Origin of the sequence: Massilia sp. LXY-6 (genome assembly GCF_051233485.1) — a bacterium.
Classification (GTDB): Bacteria; Pseudomonadota; Gammaproteobacteria; order Burkholderiales; family Burkholderiaceae_D; genus Telluria.
On sequence record NZ_JBKFGF010000039.1, the window covers coordinates 120,710 to 138,297 of the forward strand.

Consider the following 17,588-nt stretch of genomic DNA (forward strand, 5'->3'; position numbering starts at 1 on the left):
GGAAACCAAGAATGCCAGATACCTTATTCGACAAGGTGTGGGACATGCACCAGGTGGCGGAGCTGCCCGGCGCCGTAAGCCTGCTGCATGTGGACCGCCACCTGATGCACGAACTGACCGGATCGGCGGCGATCGCCCAGCTGGAACGGCGTGGCCTTGCCCTGCGCAACCCGGAGCTGAGCTTCGCCACGCCCGACCACGTGATCTCGACCCGCCCGGGGCGCACCGGCGGCGACGAAGCATGGAGCAGCGCCATGGTCGATACGCTGCGCGAGCAGACCTCGCGCCTGCGCATCGCCCGCTTCGACATCGACGATGGGCGCCAGGGCATCGTGCACGTGATCGGCCCGGAACTGGGCCTGACCCTGCCCGGCCTGACCATCGTGTGCGGCGACAGCCATACCTGCACCCATGGCGCATTCGGCGCCATCGCCTGGGGCATCGGTTCGTCCGAGCTGGTGCACGTACTGGCCAGCCAGACCATCCGCCAGCGCCGCCCGAAGACCATGCGCATCAGTTTCAAGGGCGCCATCCGCGCCGGCGTCACGGCCAAGGACATGGTCCTGCATGCGATCGGCATGCTCGGGGCCGCGGCCGGCACCGGCCATGCGGTCGAATTTGCAGGCGCGGCGATCCGGGCGCTGGACATGGAAGCGCGCATGACGATCTGTAACCTGTCGATCGAACTTGGCGCCAAGTTCGGCATGGTCGCCCCCGACCAGGTGACCTACGACTACCTGCGCGGCCGCCAGTACGCGCCGCACGGCGAACGATTCGAGGCGGCCGTCGCCGCTTGGGAAGGGCTGCGCTCGGGCCCCGATGCGGTGTTCGACCGGGAGGTCGAGATCGATGCGGGTGCGATCCGGCCCCAGGTGACGTGGGGGACCAGCCCTGAACAAGTGGTGGCGGTCGACGGGCGCGTGCCCGATCCCGCGCTCGAGCAGGACCCGGTCCGTTGCGTCCAGCTCGAGGGGGCGCTCGACTACATGCGGCTGCAGCCGGGCCAGCGCATCGACCAGATCCGGATCGACCGCGTCTTCATCGGCTCGTGCGCGAACAGCCGCCTGTCCGATCTGCAGGCTGCGGCCGCCATCGTCAAGGGACGCCGCATCGCCGCCGGCGTCACGGGCTGGGTCGTGCCGGGCTCGCTGGCGGTCAAGCGCGCGGCCGAGGACCAGGGCCTCGACCGGGTGTTCCTGGATGCCGGCTTCGAATGGCGCGAGCCGGGCTGCTCGATGTGCGTGGGCGCCAACGGCGACCTGGTGGCGGCGGGGCAGCGCTGCGTATCGACCTCGAACCGCAACTTCGTCGGGCGCCAGGGACCGGGCGCGATGACCCACCTGGCCAGCCCGGCCATTGCCGCCGCCAGCGCCATTGCCGGCACCATCGCGCAGCCTGCAAGCATCGGAGCCGGAGCATGAAACCATTTACCGTGATCGAGGGCTACGCCGCGCCCCTGATGGAAGACAATATCGACACCGACGTCATCGTGCGCATCGAACGCATCGCCAGACTCAAGCGCGGAGAGTTCGCCGCCTGGGCGTTCGAGGCGCTGCGCTACCGCCCGGACGGCAGCGAGGAGCCCGGATTCATCCTGAACCAGGAACCGTACCGCGCGGCGCAGGTGCTGCTCGCCGGGGCGAATTTCGGCTGCGGCAGCTCGCGCGAGATGGCAGTGTGGGCGATCCAGGAGTTCGGCATCGGCTGCATCATAGCGCCCAGCTTTGGGGATATTTTCTATTGCAATTGCCTGCAGAACGGCATCTTGCCGATCAGGCTGGACCGGGCGCAGGTCGAGCTGCTTGCCGGCGCGGCGGCGGCAGGCGAGACCGTGGCCGTCGACCTGCGGGCCTGCACCGTGTCGACGGCATCGGCCGGGACGATCGCCTTCGAGATGCCCGCCGCCCAGCGCGAAGCACTGTTGGGCGGCCTGGATGAAGTGGCGCAGACGCTGGGCATGGCTGCCGCGATCGACCTGTTCCAGCAGCACGACCGGCAGGCGCGGCCGTGGGCGTCTCCTGAAGCGTCGGCGCGAAGATAGCGGAATCGCGAATAAAAACGCCGGCCTCAGCCGGCGTTTTCATGGTGCTGCAAGCGGATCAGTGAGCAACCTTGTCCCAGCCGTGGCGAACCGCCGCCTTCATCTTGTCCCAGGTCGAGACACCGTTCTTGCTGTAGCGGGTATCCCAATCGCTGCGCAGGTCGGATTCTACGTCGTCCCAGTTGCGACCCTGGTAACGGGCGTCGCTGCGCATCTGCGTGCCGTAGCGGTAGGCAGGATCGTAGTCGTTGTAGGTGTCGCCCGTGCTGCCGTAGTTGCTCGTCCAGTGATTGCGGTAATAGGAATCGTCCGAATCGCTGTCCGGGGTCATCTTGTCCCAGCCGTGGCGGACGGCGGCCTTGGTCTTCTCCCAGGTCGAGGGCTGGCCGACGTTCTTGCGGTCCCAGTTGGTGCGCAAGTCGGATTCGACGTCGTTCCAGTCACGGTTGCGGTACTGGTCGCTGTTGCGCATTTCCGAGCCGTAGCGGTAGGCCGGCGCGTAGTCGTCGTAGCTGCCGCCCGAGCCGGCGAAGTTGCTGTTGTAGTGGCCGCGGTAATAGCTGTCGTTGTCGGTGGTGTCCGGGGTGATCTTGTCCCAGCCACGGCGGACCGCCGCCTTCATCTTGTCCCAGGTCGAGGCGCCGCTCTTGCCGTAGCGGGTTTCCCAATCGCTGCGCAGGTCGGACTCGATGTCGTTCCAGTCACGGTTGCGGTATTTTTCGTTACGGCGCATTTCGGAGCCGTAGCGGTAGGCCGGCGCATAGTCGTCGTAGCTGCCGCCCAGGCTGGAATAGTTGGTCTGCCAGTCGTTGCGGAAATAGCTGTCGTCGTCCTGGGCGCCCAGTTTCTCGACCTGCACCTCGGTGTGGCGCACGGTGTCGTGGATGTTTTCCTGGCGCTGGGTGGTTTCCTTGCCCACCCGGACTTCCTCCACCACGCGCGCGGTCTTCTGCACCACGGCTTCCTCGGCCCTTTCGCGCATCTCGATCGTCTGTTCCTTGAAGAGGCTGGAGTCGGCGCTGGAAATCGGCTGGTCGACCGGGCGGCGTTCCACGTTCACGTGTTCTTCGCGCAGGTTGACGGTCTCGTTGACCGGGGTTTCGACCACGCGCGAGAACACGCGCACGCCGCCGCGCTGCACTTCGCGCTTGCCGATCTTGACGTCTTCCTGCACGACCGGAATCGCGGCGCTGCGCTGATCGTTGAGCTGTTCGCCCATGTCGCGCTGCATCGAGCCGGTCTGGATGGTGCCGCCCAGCGAGGCGTCGCTCGACCCCTGCAGCGACGACGTGCCCTGCAGCGTCGAGCCGGTCGAGGTGTCGAGGGTGTTGCCGGCGATATTACTGTCCATCGAGCCCCCCGCCTGCAGCGAGTCGCCGGCGCGCATCGAGCCGCCCATCGGTTCCTGGTAGGTCTGGCCCTTCGGTACCGGATCATTCAGGTCCTGGGTGGCGAAGGAGTTGCGCTGGCCCGTTTCGCCGCTCAGCGAACCGGCGCCGTAGGACGGCTCGCGGTACTCCGATTGCGAGGACATCGAGGCATCGCGCTGGATGCCGCTGCCGCCGGCCGCGCCGGCCGCCAGCATGGCCGGGTCGAGCGAGCTGGCCGAACCCGTCAGGTCGTGGCGCTCGTCCAGGTCGACCGGACCGAAGCGCTCGATGATGTCGGCGGCGCGTTCGACTTCCGGCTCGGTCTGGGTAACCAGGGTCAGCACGTGGTGGCCGCGGCTGACGACGTCCGAATAGCGGGACACGTGTTCGTCGTTGTCCGAGCCGAACAGGCCGGTGAAGAAGTGCTTGATCTGGGCGCCGATGCCTTCGTGAACTTCGCTGGTGTGGGTGGTGGTGCCGGTCACGCTGTTGGTCTGCCCGGTCGGGTCGGCGCTGGAGACGTTGACGTCGGTGCGGGTGAAGCCCGAGGCCAGCAGTTCGTCCATCGCATTCTGGGCGTCGCTACGGTTGTCGAAAACCGCTACTAAGGTATGTTGCATGGTAGTTCCTCCGATTGAGAGTTCACTCTGGTGGGCGGTCGCCGGCCTCGTCGAAGTGCTCCACGCTGACCTGCTCGGACTTGAGCATGACGGTTTCCGCGTGGCGCTCCTCGCGCCGTGTCCGGGTGATGCGAAGCTCCTCCTTGATGCGCACGCGGCGTTCGACCACGAGCACCTCTTCGAGGATCGGCACCACCAAGGTATCGCCTTCGTAGCGCGTGGCGGGCGCCGCGTCGAGCGGGACGATGCGGTCCACCGGTACGTGGCTGACCTCGACATCATCGCGCAACAGGCGTTCGTCGATATGGCAGGGATGCTCGGCGACAGTCTTGTGGATGCGCACGCCGCGCCCCGTGTCGACGACCTGCTTTTCGACCTCCACTTCCTCGCGGACCACCGGTACCTTCAGCGACTCCGGTCCGTTTGGTTGCATATGGTCAATTGGCACAGTCCATCTCCCGAGAACACGACGTTAGAGCAAACGAGGTTACTCCAAAAGTCGACTGAGCCCGCGCACCATTGACTCTCTACAAACTAGGGGGAAGGATCAAGCGAACGGATTGTCGACCGTCTCCACCTGGGGCGGCGGCAACTGGTCCGGAAGGGGCCTGCTTTCGAGGTTGGCGACGACCTGGCCGAGCAGCGCGTGCAGGCGGCGCGCCGCTTCCAGGCCGCGCTTGTCGGCGGTGAGGTCGACGTCGCCGGAGATGGTGATGCGGTCGAGACGGTTTTCCAGCATCAGGCGGCCGACTTCGATCACGTCGGCTTCGTTCGCGTAGGGCACGAAGGCCGGGTTGTCCTCTTTCTTGCTCATGATGGATTCCTCCTGTCGCCATTGTTCTGGCGGATGTTCGGCAGGCGCAGCATGTGCTCCTTTTCTTCCTCGCTGAGGGCGGGCAGCAGGTTGATGCCGATGATGCGTTCGAGCTCCGGGATCGGGATCACGTTCGGCTTGGCGTCGGCCTTGTTCTCGACGAACCAGGCGGCGCCGGCTTTCTGGCGCGGACTGTATACCAGTTTGTACAGGTGGGTCGGCACCAGCACATTGCCGACCTTCTGCAGATTGCTGCCGAGGAAGGCCGGCCCGGTCACCACGTACAGGTCGCCTTCCTTCTTGGCCATCTTGCGCACCACCCCCTCGATCCCGGCCCACAGGTGGCGGTTGTTCTCGCCGTCCTGCGGCACGATGTTGGCCAGGCTGAAGCTGTCGCGCTGGCTGTCGCGGTCGGGCATGTCGCCGTTCGGCGCCATGTGGCCGCGGTCGAAGCCGCTGCGCGCGTAGTCGGCCAGTTCGGCGCGCTGCCCCGCCGGCAGGCGCTGCTCGGCATGGAAGGAATTCTCGCGCGTCAGCTGCTGGGCCGACTCCACTTCCTGCGCTTCCAGGTGCTCGGCCGACCACAGCGGCGTACGGGTCACACCCGAGTGCATCACGCTGAACACGCCGAAGCACAGTTCCCGGGTCTGCGGGGCGAGCTTGGGATTTTGGATCTGCGGGGCGCGCCCATCCAGGTAATGGTCGGCGCAGGATTCGCGGCCCCGACCGGCGTCGCCATGCGCGGCGGTCGAGGCGTTCGGACGGGACGCATCCACGGGACGCCGGTCGCAGCCGGCAAGCGACAGCAGACTGGACAATAAAACAATGGGAACGAACAACTTGTGGAGCATGGCATATAGAAAAATCAATCGTCCCGACATTGTAGCTGACGGAGGTTTGCGTGCCCTCATGGCACAAACGCCACACTGCGCACCGTTGAAAAGCACGTTTCCAATCGGAATGTTATAGAATCCTACTCTTTCCAAAAGCTAAAGTGCATTTGAGCAAATATAGTGGCAATGGATAACCTCTCCATTCCCGAGGATCTGCGGCGCTTCGTGCTGACCAATATCCCATCGGTGCCGTACCTGGAAGCCCTGCTGCTGATGCGGGCCGACCCGGACCGCCCGTGGAGCACGGACAGCCTCGCTCGCCGCCTCTACGTACGGGACAAGGTCGCAGAAGGTCTGCTGGCCGAGCTGTGCCGCTCCGGCATGGCCGCGCCCCGGTCCGACGGCGCGGCCGACGCTTATTGCTACCGGCCGCGCGACGAGGCCCTGCGCGAACGCATCGACCGCCTCGCCGACCTGTACGCGACCAACCTGGTCGAAGTCACGCACCTCATCCATTCATCCCTGGACCGCAAGGCGCAGCAATTCGCGGACGCCTTCAAATGGCGAAAGGATTCCTAAGTGGCGTTTACCATCTATACACTGTGCGCCCTGACCTCGCTGGCCTGTGCCTGGCTGCTGCTGGCGAGCTACCGGCGCACCCGTCACCGGCTGCTGTTCTGGAGCGGCTGGTCGTTCGTGGCGATGACCGTGAACAACCTGTTCCTGGTACTGGACAAGATCGTCTTCCCCGACGTCTACCTGCTGCCGGTCCGGCTGGTCGCCGCCCTGGTGTCGATGCTGCTCCTGCTGTACGGCCTGATCTACGAAAAGGAATAACCGTGACCGATATGCTTACCGGCGCCATCGCCATGGCCTCGACCGTGATCGCGCTGTTCTTCCTGCGTTTCTGGCGCAACACGCGCGACCGCTTCTTCATGTATTTCGCGCTGTCCTTCGGCATCGAGGGCGCGCATCGGGTGTACTCGGCCCTCACCTACCAGGATGCCGAGGATTCGCCCCTGCATTACCTGATCCGGCTGCTGGCCTATGGCCTGATCATCTGGGCGATCCTGGAAAAGAACCTGCCGTCGCGCAGCAAATCCGGCGGCTGAACGCCTGGGTAGCGTGCGCCCGCGCCGTCCCCCCTGCGCCATAATCGGACCACGATCCGATACGAGCGAAGGAGGAAACGATGGCGAACCAGCAGAACCAGCAAGACCAGAAGCAGCAGGGCCGGCAGAACCAGCAGCGCGTCACCCCTGACCAGAACGGCGAAGTCAGCCGGTCGGAAGACCTGCTGCCGGCGGGTGCAGCCGACAATACGGCCGACGGCCGCTTCGAGGTGGCCGAAGAAGTGAGCCTGGACCAGCAGTCCGATGCCACCCGCCGCGTCGGCCAGCCGCCCACGGGCATCGCTTCCGACGCCCTCGCCGATTCCCTCAAGCCGGACGCCGGCAAGGACGACAGCGGCGCCTAGCCCGGCAAGCCCATCCGCAGGCCCTCGATGGTGTGGGCCTGATAAATGTCTTCCAGCGACGCCACCACGCGGCAGGTCAGGTGCGCGCGCACCTCTTCCGGCAGCGCGTCCCAATATGCCTGCGTGACCTGCAAATCGTGCTTCTCGGCGTTGCGCGCGTCCGCCGCATCCACGCCCAGCACGAACACCGGCCGCGACTGCTGCGAGCGGTTGGCGGTGCCGCGGTGGATAGTCAGCGCCGAGCGCGCCGAAATGTCGCCCACCTTCGGCAGCTTGCGCTGGGCCCGCGCCTCGTAGCGCGGATACAGTTCCTTTGCCGGGAACATCGGGTCGCCTCCGGCCAGGTCATCCCACTGGGTGCCGGGCGCGATCTCGAACGGCCCGATTTCCTCGGTCACGTCGACGGTCGTGAGGTTGAAGGCCAGCGAATTCAGGCGCCGGCCGACCAGCGTCGCTTCCGGCGCCGGGAAGTCGCGGTGCCAGGGCTGGTGCATGGCGCCCGGAAACGGGATGTCGAAGCCCGCCTCCACCACCTTGTAGCCGTCGCCCAGCACGGCGCGGCAGACCGCCTTCACCCACGGATGCGTGACCAGGTCGACGAAGCCGCGCACGCGCTCCGGGTGCACCTCGACGTAGTAGCGGTTCGGCCCGCGTTCGAGGGCGCCGCCGGGCCGCGCGCGCGCTTCCGCGAACAGGGTCTCGATGTCTTCCTTCAGCGCGGCCACCCATTCCTTCGTGAACGCGCCCTTGCAGGCGATGATGCCGTCCCCGTACAGGCCGCCCATGATGGCGCCCACGTCGTAGGTCTCGCTCTCGTACCGCTGATTGCTTGCCTCGCTCATGATTCCTCCTCCTGGGACGCCATCCTAACGCCAAGCCGGCAAGCGCAGCGCACGGGCGACGGTTGACATTCTGTCGGACAAATCCTACATTGCAAGGACGAGCAAACTGAAGGACAGCATATGGATACAGCGCCCGCCGCCGGCACGAACTTCCCGATCGCCACCCGCGGCCGCGTGCTGTTCGTCTGCGGGCGCCCCGGCTCCGATCCCGCGGTAGCCGGCGTCGCCACGGAACTCGGCTACGAGATCCTGCGCGTGCGCAGCGCCGACGAGGCCCTGCGGCACGCCGCGCCGCCCGGCTTCGCCCTGATCCTGGCCGGCTACACCGACGACGTCGCCGCCTTCGCCGATGTGGTGCGGCGCCTGCGCGCCGCCTTCCCGCGCACGCCGCTGGTGGCGATCGGTCCGCTGCTGCGCCACGAGGCGGCCACCGAACCCCTGTACGAAGCGGGCGCGCTGTCGGTGCTGCAGGAACCGGTGTCGGCGACGATCCTGAAGGCCAAGGCGCGCTTCTACCTCGATGCCTACGCCAACGCGGCCGAGCTGCGGCGCCTGGCCGACGACCTGGCCGAGCAGGACCGCCGCAAGACCGAGTTCCTGGCGACCCTGGCGCACGAGCTGCGCAATCCGCTGGCGCCGATCCGCAGCGGCCTGCAGCTGATGCGCCGCACCAAGGGCGACCCGGCGGCGCAGGCGCGGGTGGAGGACATCATGGACCGCCAGCTCGACCACCTGGTGCACCTGGTCGACGACCTGCTCGACGTGGCCCGCATCACGCGCGGCCAGGTCGAGCTCAAGCCCGAATGGATCTCTCTCGACGAAGTCGTGCGGGCCGCGGTCGACACCAGCCTGCCGCTGATCGAGGCGGCGCGCCACCGGCTCGACCTGCGCCTGCCGGCCGAAGCTCTCGACCTGTACGCCGACCCGACCCGCCTGACGCAGGTGGTCAGCAACCTGCTCAACAACGCCGCCAGGTACACCCCACGCGGCGGCGCCATCCTGGTGGCGGCGGAACGCGACGGCGAGCATGCCGTGATCGTGGTTTCGGACAACGGCATCGGCATCGCGCCCGAGTCGCTCGAATCGGTGTTCCAGATGTTCACCCAGGTCGCACCCCCGACCCAGCGCGGCAACGGCGGCCTGGGGATCGGCCTGTCGCTGGTGCGCAGCCTGGTCGAACTGCATGGGGGCACGGTCAGCGCCGCCAGCGCCGGGATCGGTGCCGGCAGCGTGTTCACGGTGCGCCTGCCGCTGGCGGGCAAGGACAGCCCGGCCCCGCAGCGCGCCGCGCTCGCGCCGATCGCGCCGGCGGCCGGCCTGCGCCTGCTGGTGGTAGACGACAACCGCGACGCCGCCGAAACCCTGTCGGCGCTGCTGGCGATCATGGGCCACACGGCGCCGGTGGCGGCCGACGGCCACCAGGCCGTGCGCATGATCGCCAGCCTGCGCCCGCATGTGGTATTCCTCGACATCGGCATGCCCGGCATGTCGGGCTACGAGGTGGCGCAGGCGGTACGCGCCGATCCGCAGTGCGACGGCGTGCGGCTGGTGGCCCTGACCGGCTGGGGCGGCGCGGCGGACCGCGCCCGTACCAGCGCGGCGGGCTTCGATGCCCACCTCACCAAGCCGGCCACCGTGGCGGCGATCGAGGAAGTGCTGGCGCGCCTGGCGCCGCCCTGAATCACGCTGCCGGCGTCACCAGGCCAGCGACAGCAGGCGCGCGGCCATGCGCGGCCAGCACAGCTTCGCCACCTCGTCGCGGGTGGCCCAGCGGAAGCCGTCCATCTCGGGCGTGTCCTTGCCGGTCACGTGGTGCGGAAAGAAGCTGCGGCACACCAGGTGGCCGAGGTCGCACAGCTCCTCGCCCACGTCCACCTTGTACAGGTGCAGGCATTTGTCGCGCCGGTAGGCGAAGCGCCCCAGTTCGACGAAGCGCGCGGCGTCGAAAGCCAGGCCGGTTTCCTCGTCGAGTTCGCGCATCGCGGCGGCCAGCAGGTCCTCGCCCGGGTCCTGCAGGCCCTTGGGGATGTCCCATTTCGGGGTGCCGGTCACATGCCCGAGCAGCAGCCGGCCGGCGCCGTCGACCACCAGGGTGCCGCAGGAGACGCCGATGTTCGCCGTCCTGTTCATGACAGGCTCCTCGAAGCCGCGGCGAGCGCCTGTTCCAGCGCCTCCAGGCTGACCGGCTTGGTCAGGTGCTGGTCGAAGCCGGCTTCGTGGGATTGCTGCTGGTCGCTCTGCGCGCCCCAGCCCGTGAGCGCGATCAGCACCACGTCGCGCAGCGCATCCGTGCGGCGGATCTCGCGCGCGACTTCGTAGCCGCTCATGCCGGGCAGGCCGATATCGAGGAACACCAGGTCGGGCAGCAGCGCGCGCGCCGCCTGCAGGCCCTCGACGCCGTCGTGCGCCACGCTGCCCGAATGGCCCAGCAGCTCCAGCAGCGCGACCAGACTGTCGGCGGCATCGGCGTTGTCGTCCACCACCAGCACCCGCAGACGGCCGCCGGCGCCGGCGTCGAGCGCGGCGCCGGCCGGCTCCGCGGGCGCCGGCGCATGCGGGGTGCCGGGGCGCAGCGGCAGGCGCACCGTGAAGGTGCTGCCCTGGCCGCGCCCGCCGCTGAAGGCGCTGACACGGCCGCCGTGCAGTTCGACCAGGCGCCGCACCAGCGACAGGCCGATCCCGAGTCCGCCCTGGGCTCGGTCGAGGCTGCCGCGCACCTGGGTGAACATCTCGAATACCGAGCCGATGCTTTCAGGCGGAATGCCGATCCCGCTGTCCGCGACCGCGATCACGGCATGCCCGTCCTCGCGCCAGGCCGACAGATTGATTCGTCCGCCCGAGGGCGTGTACTTGGCCGCGTTGTTCAGCAGGTTGGACAGCACCTGCACCATGCGCGTGACGTCGGCCTCCAGCTCCAGCGGCTCGGACGGCAGCTCCACGCTCAGCGTATGGCGGTGCGCCTCGATCAAGGCGGTGCTGGTCTCGACCGCGGTGGCGACGATGGTGCGCAGCAGGACCGGCTCCTTCTTCAGCTCGATCTTGCCGCGCGTGATGCGGGCGATGTCGAGCAGGTCGTCGACCAGGTGGATCAGGTGGCCGAGCTGGCGCTCCATCATCCCATGCACGCGCACGGCGGCTTGCGGATCGGAGGGCGCGATGCGCAGCAGATCCAGGCCGGTGCGGATCGGCGCCAGCGGGTTGCGCAGCTCGTGCGCCAGGGTCGCCAGGAACTCGCTCTTGCGGTGGTCCGCTTCCGCGAGGTCGGCGGCGACGCGGCGCAGCTCGTCCTCGGCGCTCTTTTGTGCCGTGATGTCGCGCGTGATGGTGGCCAGGCCGATGTTCTGGCCGCTCGCGTCGCGCACCGCGAAGCCCTTGAAGTAGACCGGAACCGGTTCGCCGCCGTGCGGACGGGCCAGGCGCAGTTCGCCCTCCCATTCGGCCTGCACGCCGGTTAGCGCCGCCATCATGTGTTCGCGCACGGCGGCGCGGTCCTCGGGCGGGAAGAAGTCCAGCATGCGCCAGTCGGCGATGTCGGCGTCGGCGCCGATGCCGGCCATGCGCCGCCCGGCCGGGTTCAGGTAGATGCCGCCGGCGTCCGGCGTGAAGATGCCGATGAAGTCGGAGGACTGCTCGGCCACCGCGGCCAGGCGGCGGATGCCTTCCTCGGCGCGGCGGCGGTCGGTCTCGTCGCGGAAGTACAGCGCAATGCCCTCCTGCTCCATCGGGAAGGAATTGATCTCGAACCAGCGCCCCTCGTGCTCGTCGTAGAGTTCCATGCGGCTGCGCGTGCGTTCCAGGGCGCTGCGCCGCAGGGCCTGCTCCTTGGCGCCGCCGCGCAGCGCCGGGAACAGGTCCCAGAACTGGCCGCCGACCAGGTCGTCGCGCTGGAGCCCGGTGACGGCTTCGAAGGCGCCGTTGGCATAGGTGATCCGCCACTCGCGGTCGAGGGCGACGAAGCCCTCGCTCATGCTCTCGAGGATCGCGCGTGAACGGTGTTCGGCCGCCTGGCGCTCGGCCGCCTCGTGGCGCTGGCCGATCACCAGCGAGGCGGTATTCGCCAGCAGGGCGAGCGCGGCTTCCTCCTCCGGTGCCAGGTGGCCGGTGTCGCGGTAGTACAGGCTGAAGGTGCCGAGCACCGTCCCGGACGGCGCCAGGATCGGCAACGCGCGGCAGCCGCGCAGGCCGTGCGCCAGCGCCAGGTCGCGCCAGCCGTCCCACAGCGGGTCGGTGGCGATGTCGGCGCTGGCGACCGCCTCGCCGCGCCAGGCGGCGCCGCCGGCCGCGCCGGACAGCGGGCCGATGCGCACGGCGTCCGCCTCGAGCTGGAATTCGAGCGGCAGCGAAGGCGCCGCCGCATGGCGCAGATACTGGCCGTCGTCCGACACCAGCTGCACCGAAGCCAGCGCCGCGCCGCCGCTGCAGTCTTCCGCGGTGCGTGCCAGGACGTCCAGCACGTCGCCCAGCGGGGCGTCGGTGACGGCCAGTTCGAGTGCGCCGCGCTGGCCCACCGCCAGCGCATTCGCGCGGGTGCGTTCGGTGACGTCGACCCCGTGCAGCAGCACGCCCGACACCTCGCCGTCCGGCTCGCGCAGCGCCATGCAGACGAAATCCAGGAAATGCTCGTCCAGCCCGGCGCGCGGGCCGCCGGCGCGCAGCATCAGGCGCGCGTTGCCGCCTTCGCAGGCTTCGCCGGTGTGGTACACCCGGTCGATCAGTTCGACGAAGTCCTGGCCCTCCAGTTCGGGCATGGCGGCGCGCAGCGGGATCCCGGCCAGCGGACGGCCGCCGGCCAGCTCCACGAAGCGCTGGTTGGCCATGTCCACCACGTGCTCCGGGCCGGTCATCACGCACATCAGCGCGGGCGCGCGCTGGAAGATGTCGCGCATCCGCTCGCTGGCCGCCTGCACTTCGCGGTACAGGCGATCGCGGTCGGCCTGGGCCTGGCGCTCGGTCCGCGCCAGCTTCTCGTCGCGGCTGCGGAGCGCGGCGCGGTGGCGCTCTTCCTCGATGCGCGCGAGCTCGGTACGCTTGCGGTGCAGCTCGATGAACACGCCGGTCTTGGCCCGCAGCACCGTCGTATTGAAGGGCTTGGTCATGTAGTCGACCGCGCCGAGCGCGTAGGCGCGCTCGATCGGAAACTCCTCGGCATCGCCGGCGGTCAGGAAGATGATCGGGAGGGCCTGGGTACGCGGATGCTGGCGGATCAGTTCGGCCAGCTCGAAGCCGTTCATGGTCGGCATGCGCACGTCCAGCAGCACCACCGCGAAGTCGCGCGCCAGCACCTCGCGCAACGCGGCTTCGCCTGAGGTCACGGACACGAGCTCCTCGGCCAGCCCGGCGAGGGTGGCTTCGAGCACCGCCAGGTTGGCGGGCTGGTCGTCGACGAGGAGGATGCTGGTGTGGTCGTTGGCCATGCAGGAAATGGGCGATGCAATTAAGGCAATGTATGCCTGGAGCTTCCGAAAGTCAATTGTGCGCACCCTGAGGCCGGGCGCCCGCACACTAGGATGGGTATCTTGCCCGTCCCTGGAGTGTATCGATGAGTGTTCCCTACCTGGCGCCCCTGCGCCAGTTTTCCTTCCTTAACAATTCCCTTGAAGACTGGGCGCTGGCCCTGATCGTGACGGTGCTGGCGACCGCCGCGATGGCGTTCGTGCGCTCGCTGGTGCTGCGGCGCCTGGCCGCGAGCTCGGCCCTCACCGAAGCCAGGCTGGACAGCCTGGTGGTCAAGATGCTGTCCAGGACCTATCTGCTGTTCATCCTTGCCTTCGGCATCTACTTCGGCAGCACCTTCCTCGAACTGGGGCGTACCCACGACCTGTTCGTGTCGCGGGTGGCGGTGGCCGCCCTGCTGGTCCAGCTGGCGGTGTGGGGCGACGTCGGCCTGCGCGCCTGGCGCGACCAGTTGCGCCTCGCCCAGGACGGTGCCCGCCGCAATTCCAGCGCCGTGCTGGGTTTCATCCTGCGGCTGACGCTGTGGACCATCGTGGTCCTGATGGTGCTGGATAACTTCGGCGTCAACATCACCGCCCTGGTGGCGAGCCTGGGCGTGGGCGGCATCGCGGTGGCGCTGGCGGTGCAGAACATCCTCGGCGATCTGTTCGCCTCGCTGTCGATCACCCTGGACAAGCCGTTCGAGATCGGCGACTTCATCATCGTCGGCGACGTCCTCGGCTCGGTCGAGCATATCGGCCTGAAGACCACCCGGGTGCGCGGCCTCGGCGGCGAGCAGGTGGTGTTCTCGAACGGCGACCTGCTGAAGAGCCGGATCCACAACCACAAGCGGATGGAGACCCGGCGCGTGTCCTTCGTGCTGCGGATCGCCTACGGCACCAGCGAGGAGCTGCTGTGCCGGATCCCGCGCATCATCCGCGAGATCGTCACGGCCAAGCCGAACGTCGACTTCGAGCGCGCCCATTTCTTCATGTGGGGCGAATGGTCGCTCAACTTCGAGATCGTGTACCACTTCCGCAGCCCCGACTACATCCTGCACATGGACGCCCAGCAGGATATCTTCCTGGAGATCTACCGCCGCTTCGAACAGGAGGGAATCCGCTTTGCGCATCCGCTGTCGATCGTGCGCCTGGCCGATCCGCCGGCCGGCATGGCGCAGGGTCTCGGTGCGGCCGGGGCAGCCTGGCGCCACTGAAGTGTTGCCCGCCGAGCCGGACTCATCCTACAGCGCTACCATAAGATGTCCTATAGCCGGGCTTATGCGTGGGGCATAAGATGAACTCACTCCCCGCCACGGGGAATCGCATGGCAACCATTCATAAAGGAGAATGATCATGGCACAAAACAACCAACAGAACGGCAATAACGGCAACCGCGGTTTTGCAGGCATGGACCCGGAAAAGCAGCGCGAGATCGCTGCCGAAGGCGGCCGCGCCGCCCACGCTTCGGGCAATGCCCACGAGTTCACCTCGGAAGAAGCACGCCGCGCCGGCTCGCTGAGCCACAAGAACGACGGCAACCAGCAGAGCGGCGGCAACAACGGCGGCAACAACGGCGGCGGCAATGGCGGGGGCACCCGCGGCGGCTCGCCGGAGCAGCACGCCAAGGCCGGCGCCCAGAGCCACAAGAACGACAAGCGCTGATCTTCACGCTTGAGCAGGTGCTGAAAGAACTGCCGGCTTAGCCCGGCAGTTTTCGTTTTTGTGTGGCGGAAATTGTTGTGACGCATCACAGCAATCAGCCGAGTCCGCTTCTCCCTCCCGCCCATCCCGGACGTGTCCAATTGTGCGATGCCGAACGGGTGATCAATGATATATTTTTGGCACGATATTGAACGCCGCGCCCCGCGCCCGACGGCATGCCCTGCATGCGGACGGTGTCGCGCCGGGGCGGCTGTGCGCGCAACCTGTGCTCGTAGGTTGCCGTCGTAGTCAGCCCTTCGTCGCACCCATGTTCTTATCCGGCACCAAGCTTCAGGTCCTGCGGCCGCCGCGGGAATACGGATTTAACTCAACAGTTAGGATAAAACAGATGAAAAAGAATATCGCCATCGTTGGCGCTGGATTTTCGGGAGCCGTGATCGCCAATCAGCTCGCGCACGCGGGCTACCAGGTCGAAGTCTTCGAATCCCGCCCCCACGTGGCGGGCAACTGCCATTCGGAACGCGATCCAGAAACCGGCGTCATGGTCCACGTCTACGGCCCCCATATCTTCCACACGGACATCGAGCGCTCCTGGGAATTCGTGAACCGCTACATGGAATTCATGCCCTACGTGAACCGCGTGAAAGCCATCACCAACAACGCCGTCTACACGCTGCCGATCAACCTGCTGACCATCAACCAGTTCTTCGGCAAGACCTTCCGTCCGGCCGAAGCCGAGGCATTCATGCAGAGCCTCGGCGACAAGTCGATCGAGAACCCCACCACCTTCGAAGAGCAGGCGCTGCGCTTCGTCGGCCGCGAGCTGTATGAGGCCTTCTTCAAGACCTACACCATCAAGCAATGGGGCCTGCAGCCGAGCGAACTGCCGGCCAGCATCCTGAAACGCCTGCCGGTGCGCTTCAACTACGACGACAACTACTTCAACCACAAGTACCAGGGCATGCCGAAGGACGGCTACACGGTGCTGGTGGAGCGCATCCTCGACGTGCCGGGCATCACCGTGCACCTGAACACGAGGTTCGACCCGGATTCGAAGGTCGACTACGACCACGTGTTCTACAGCGGCCCGATCGACTCCTGGTTCAAGCACGCCGAGGGCCGCCTGCCCTACCGCACGCTGGACTTCGAAGTCTTCCGCGACACCGGCGACTACCAGGGCAATGCCGTCATCAACTACTGCGACAACGCCCAGCCCTACACCCGCATCACCGAGCACAAGCACTTCTCGCCGTGGGAAAAGCACGAGAAGACGATCTGCTACATGGAATACAGCCGCCAGTGCGAGGAGAAGGACATTCCCTACTATCCGATCCGCCAGGCGCGCGAGAAGGCGCAGCTGGAGCGCTACGTCAACCTGGCGAAGAACGAAGCCAACGTGACCTTCGTCGGCCGCCTCGGCACCTACCGCTACCTCGACATGGACGTCACCATCAACGAGGCCCTCAGCACTTCCGACAAGTTCCTCGAAGCCGCGCAGCAGAAGGCCCGCATGCCGGCCTTCGCGATCGACCCGCTGGCCTGATCCAGGGACTGTAGGCCGATCGGCGCACGGGCACCCCTCCGGTGGCCGTGCGCCGATCCGTCGGGCGGCGATCCGTCGGGCGGCGATCCGTTATACTGGCCCGATCATGCGAATTCAGCTATTTTCGGACCTGCACCTCGAGCGCGATCCCGCTTTCCAGCCCGTCATCCATCCCGGCACCGATGTGGTCGTGCTGGCCGGCGACATCGGCTCCTACCAGGCCAGGTCGCGCCTGCAGGACGACGATTTCGGCCTGGCGCGTTTCGCCCCGCGGCATACGGACGCAGTTGGCTCCACCTCGGCAAAAGTCCTGTACGTCCCCGGCAACCACGAATTCGACGGCCTCGAAGTCGACGAAGCCTACCAACGCCTGCGCCGCGTCTGCGACCACCTCGGCATCGCATGGCTCGACCGGGAAACGATCGTGGTCGACGGCGTGCGCTTCATCGGCACCACCCTGTGGAGCGACTTCGACGCCGTCGCCGGCCAGGAGCCGGACCCGGAAAAGCAGCTGCAGGCGCGCGGCAAGGCCTTCCGTGCCGCCAACTACTACCTGAGCAAGAACACCACCTTCCGCGGCGGCGAGCCGGTGCTGGCCGAGGCCCAGCGCGAAATGTCGCTGGCCTGCCAGGACTGGTTGCGCGCCGCCCTGGCCACGCCCTTCGGCGGGCCGACCGTGGCGGTGACCCACTACGCCCCCAGCCTGCGCAGCGCCGATCCGCGCTATGGCGTCACGCCGGGCACGGCGGGCTTCTGCAATGCGATGGACGCGCTGATTCCCTACGCCGACGTGTGGATGCACGGCCACCTGCACTGCGCCAACGACTACCTGGTCGAGGGCGAGCTCGATGGCCGCAAGCGGTCCTGCCGCGTGGTCGCCAATCCGCTCGGCTACGCGAACAAGGGCGAGCAGGCGGCGTTCCGCCCGGAGCTCGTGATCGAGATCTAGCG

At 67.3% G+C, this 17,588-nt stretch carries 18 protein-coding genes; 11 read left to right on the forward strand and 7 right to left on the reverse strand.

Translation table 11 applies throughout. The features are described from left to right. The first annotated feature begins 11 nt into the window (after positions 1-11). Together leuC and leuD are read left to right on the forward strand one after the other, a co-directional pair. Complete coding sequence (gene leuC, locus ACI48D_RS17495) at positions 12-1,421, forward strand: 3-isopropylmalate dehydratase large subunit (RefSeq protein WP_435572519.1); 1,410 nt, start codon at positions 12-14, stop codon at positions 1,419-1,421. Next, positions 1,418-2,041, forward strand: coding sequence for a 3-isopropylmalate dehydratase small subunit (gene leuD / locus ACI48D_RS17500; RefSeq protein WP_435572520.1), 624 nt, complete (start codon positions 1,418-1,420; stop codon positions 2,039-2,041). Before leuC ends, leuD begins: the two co-directional genes overlap by 4 nt. Positions 2,042-2,099: 58 nt before the next feature. Here the strand turns inward: leuD and ACI48D_RS17505 are convergent, their stop codons facing one another. The 4 genes from ACI48D_RS17505 to ACI48D_RS17520 form a co-directional block, all read right to left on the reverse strand. Continuing rightward, positions 2,100-4,031, reverse strand: coding sequence for a DUF2382 domain-containing protein (locus ACI48D_RS17505; protein WP_435572521.1), 1,932 nt, complete (start codon positions 4,029-4,031; stop codon positions 2,100-2,102). 22 nt (positions 4,032-4,053) lie between these two features. Next, the gene (locus ACI48D_RS17510) at positions 4,054-4,464 is read right to left on the reverse strand and encodes a DUF2382 domain-containing protein (RefSeq protein ID WP_435572522.1); all 411 of its coding nucleotides are present in this window, start codon (positions 4,462-4,464) and stop codon (positions 4,054-4,056) included. A 114-nt stretch (positions 4,465-4,578) separates the two neighbouring features. Continuing rightward, positions 4,579-4,845 (reverse strand): hypothetical protein, encoded by a 267-nt coding sequence (locus ACI48D_RS17515; protein ID WP_435572523.1) that lies wholly within the window; start codon positions 4,843-4,845, stop codon positions 4,579-4,581. Beyond that, the gene (locus ACI48D_RS17520) at positions 4,842-5,540 is read right to left on the reverse strand and encodes a DNA/RNA non-specific endonuclease (RefSeq protein WP_435572589.1); all 699 of its coding nucleotides are present in this window, start codon (positions 5,538-5,540) and stop codon (positions 4,842-4,844) included. Before ACI48D_RS17520 ends, ACI48D_RS17515 begins: the two co-directional genes overlap by 4 nt. Before the next feature lie 324 nt (positions 5,541-5,864). On the opposite strand from ACI48D_RS17520, the gene ACI48D_RS17525 reads away from it, so the two are divergent. From ACI48D_RS17525 to ACI48D_RS17540, 4 genes are all read left to right on the forward strand, one after another. Beyond that, on the forward strand, positions 5,865-6,257 hold the full coding sequence (locus ACI48D_RS17525) for a hypothetical protein (protein WP_435572524.1): 393 nt from the start codon (positions 5,865-5,867) through the stop codon (positions 6,255-6,257). After that, positions 6,258-6,515, forward strand: coding sequence for a DUF5985 family protein (locus ACI48D_RS17530; protein WP_435572525.1), 258 nt, complete (start codon positions 6,258-6,260; stop codon positions 6,513-6,515). Positions 6,516-6,526: 11 nt separating this feature from the next. After that, positions 6,527-6,790, forward strand: coding sequence for a DUF5985 family protein (locus ACI48D_RS17535; RefSeq protein ID WP_435572590.1), 264 nt, complete (start codon positions 6,527-6,529; stop codon positions 6,788-6,790). Positions 6,791-6,870: 80 nt separating this feature from the next. Further along, positions 6,871-7,155 (forward strand): hypothetical protein, encoded by a 285-nt coding sequence (locus ACI48D_RS17540; protein WP_435572526.1) that lies wholly within the window; start codon positions 6,871-6,873, stop codon positions 7,153-7,155. Here the strand turns inward: ACI48D_RS17540 and ACI48D_RS17545 are convergent. Further along, entirely contained in the window at positions 7,152-7,997 is an 846-nt protein-coding gene (locus ACI48D_RS17545; RefSeq protein ID WP_435572527.1) for a phytanoyl-CoA dioxygenase family protein, read from the reverse strand. The genes ACI48D_RS17540 and ACI48D_RS17545 overlap by 4 nt on opposite strands. A 120-nt stretch (positions 7,998-8,117) precedes the next feature. Between ACI48D_RS17545 and ACI48D_RS17550 the strand changes: the two genes are divergently transcribed. Next, a complete protein-coding gene (locus tag ACI48D_RS17550) occupies positions 8,118-9,677 on the forward strand; it encodes an ATP-binding protein (protein WP_435572528.1) in 1,560 nt (519 codons plus the stop codon). A gap of 15 nt (positions 9,678-9,692) precedes the next feature. Here the strand turns inward: ACI48D_RS17550 and ACI48D_RS17555 are convergent, their stop codons facing one another. After that, a complete protein-coding gene (locus tag ACI48D_RS17555) occupies positions 9,693-10,127 on the reverse strand; it encodes an NUDIX hydrolase (protein ID WP_435572529.1) in 435 nt (144 codons plus the stop codon). After that, the gene (locus ACI48D_RS17560; protein WP_435572530.1) at positions 10,124-13,411 is read right to left on the reverse strand and encodes a response regulator; all 3,288 of its coding nucleotides are present in this window, start codon (positions 13,409-13,411) and stop codon (positions 10,124-10,126) included. The genes ACI48D_RS17555 and ACI48D_RS17560 overlap by 4 nt, the downstream gene beginning before the upstream one ends. Positions 13,412-13,536: 125 nt before the next feature. Between ACI48D_RS17560 and ACI48D_RS17565 the strand changes: the two genes are divergently transcribed. The 4 genes from ACI48D_RS17565 to ACI48D_RS17580 all read left to right on the forward strand — a co-directional run bounded on the left by ACI48D_RS17565 (position 13,537) and on the right by ACI48D_RS17580 (position 17,586). Next, positions 13,537-14,646 (forward strand): mechanosensitive ion channel family protein, encoded by a 1,110-nt coding sequence (locus ACI48D_RS17565; RefSeq protein ID WP_435572531.1) that lies wholly within the window; start codon positions 13,537-13,539, stop codon positions 14,644-14,646. Between the two features lie 139 nt (positions 14,647-14,785). Next, positions 14,786-15,094 carry a KGG domain-containing protein gene (locus ACI48D_RS17570; RefSeq protein ID WP_435572532.1) on the forward strand — a complete coding sequence of 103 codons (309 nt, stop codon included), beginning with the start codon at positions 14,786-14,788 and terminating at the stop codon, positions 15,092-15,094. A gap of 388 nt (positions 15,095-15,482) precedes the next feature. After that, positions 15,483-16,637, forward strand: a complete 1,155-nt coding sequence (glf, locus tag ACI48D_RS17575; RefSeq protein ID WP_435572533.1) for a UDP-galactopyranose mutase — start codon at positions 15,483-15,485, stop codon at positions 16,635-16,637. Between the two features lie 106 nt (positions 16,638-16,743). Then, complete coding sequence (locus tag ACI48D_RS17580; protein ID WP_435572534.1) at positions 16,744-17,586, forward strand: metallophosphoesterase; 843 nt, start codon at positions 16,744-16,746, stop codon at positions 17,584-17,586. Positions 17,587-17,588 lie beyond the last annotated feature (2 nt).

What these genes read in the sequence shown, in the direction of transcription:
- ACI48D_RS17550 (WP_435572528.1), top strand. Translation starts at nt 8,118, where the DNA reads ATGGATACAGCGCCCGCCGCCGGCACGAACTTCCCGATCGCCACCCGC.
- ACI48D_RS17570 (WP_435572532.1), top strand. Translation starts at nt 14,786, where the DNA reads ATGGCACAAAACAACCAACAGAACGGCAATAACGGCAACCGCGGTTTT.
- leuC (WP_435572519.1), top strand. Translation starts at nt 12, where the DNA reads ATGCCAGATACCTTATTCGACAAGGTGTGGGACATGCACCAGGTGGCG.
- ACI48D_RS17505 (WP_435572521.1), bottom strand. Translation starts at nt 4,031, where the DNA reads ATGCAACATACCTTAGTAGCGGTTTTCGACAACCGTAGCGACGCCCAG.
- ACI48D_RS17580 (WP_435572534.1), top strand. Translation starts at nt 16,744, where the DNA reads ATGCGAATTCAGCTATTTTCGGACCTGCACCTCGAGCGCGATCCCGCT.
- ACI48D_RS17545 (WP_435572527.1), bottom strand. Translation starts at nt 7,997, where the DNA reads ATGAGCGAGGCAAGCAATCAGCGGTACGAGAGCGAGACCTACGACGTG.
- ACI48D_RS17515 (WP_435572523.1), bottom strand. Translation starts at nt 4,845, where the DNA reads ATGAGCAAGAAAGAGGACAACCCGGCCTTCGTGCCCTACGCGAACGAA.
- ACI48D_RS17565 (WP_435572531.1), top strand. Translation starts at nt 13,537, where the DNA reads ATGAGTGTTCCCTACCTGGCGCCCCTGCGCCAGTTTTCCTTCCTTAAC.
- leuD (WP_435572520.1), top strand. Translation starts at nt 1,418, where the DNA reads ATGAAACCATTTACCGTGATCGAGGGCTACGCCGCGCCCCTGATGGAA.
- glf (WP_435572533.1), top strand. Translation starts at nt 15,483, where the DNA reads ATGAAAAAGAATATCGCCATCGTTGGCGCTGGATTTTCGGGAGCCGTG.
- ACI48D_RS17540 (WP_435572526.1), top strand. Translation starts at nt 6,871, where the DNA reads ATGGCGAACCAGCAGAACCAGCAAGACCAGAAGCAGCAGGGCCGGCAG.
- ACI48D_RS17535 (WP_435572590.1), top strand. Translation starts at nt 6,527, where the DNA reads ATGCTTACCGGCGCCATCGCCATGGCCTCGACCGTGATCGCGCTGTTC.
- ACI48D_RS17560 (WP_435572530.1), bottom strand. Translation starts at nt 13,411, where the DNA reads ATGGCCAACGACCACACCAGCATCCTCCTCGTCGACGACCAGCCCGCC.
- ACI48D_RS17555 (WP_435572529.1), bottom strand. Translation starts at nt 10,127, where the DNA reads ATGAACAGGACGGCGAACATCGGCGTCTCCTGCGGCACCCTGGTGGTC.
- ACI48D_RS17525 (WP_435572524.1), top strand. Translation starts at nt 5,865, where the DNA reads ATGGATAACCTCTCCATTCCCGAGGATCTGCGGCGCTTCGTGCTGACC.
- ACI48D_RS17510 (WP_435572522.1), bottom strand. Translation starts at nt 4,464, where the DNA reads ATGCAACCAAACGGACCGGAGTCGCTGAAGGTACCGGTGGTCCGCGAG.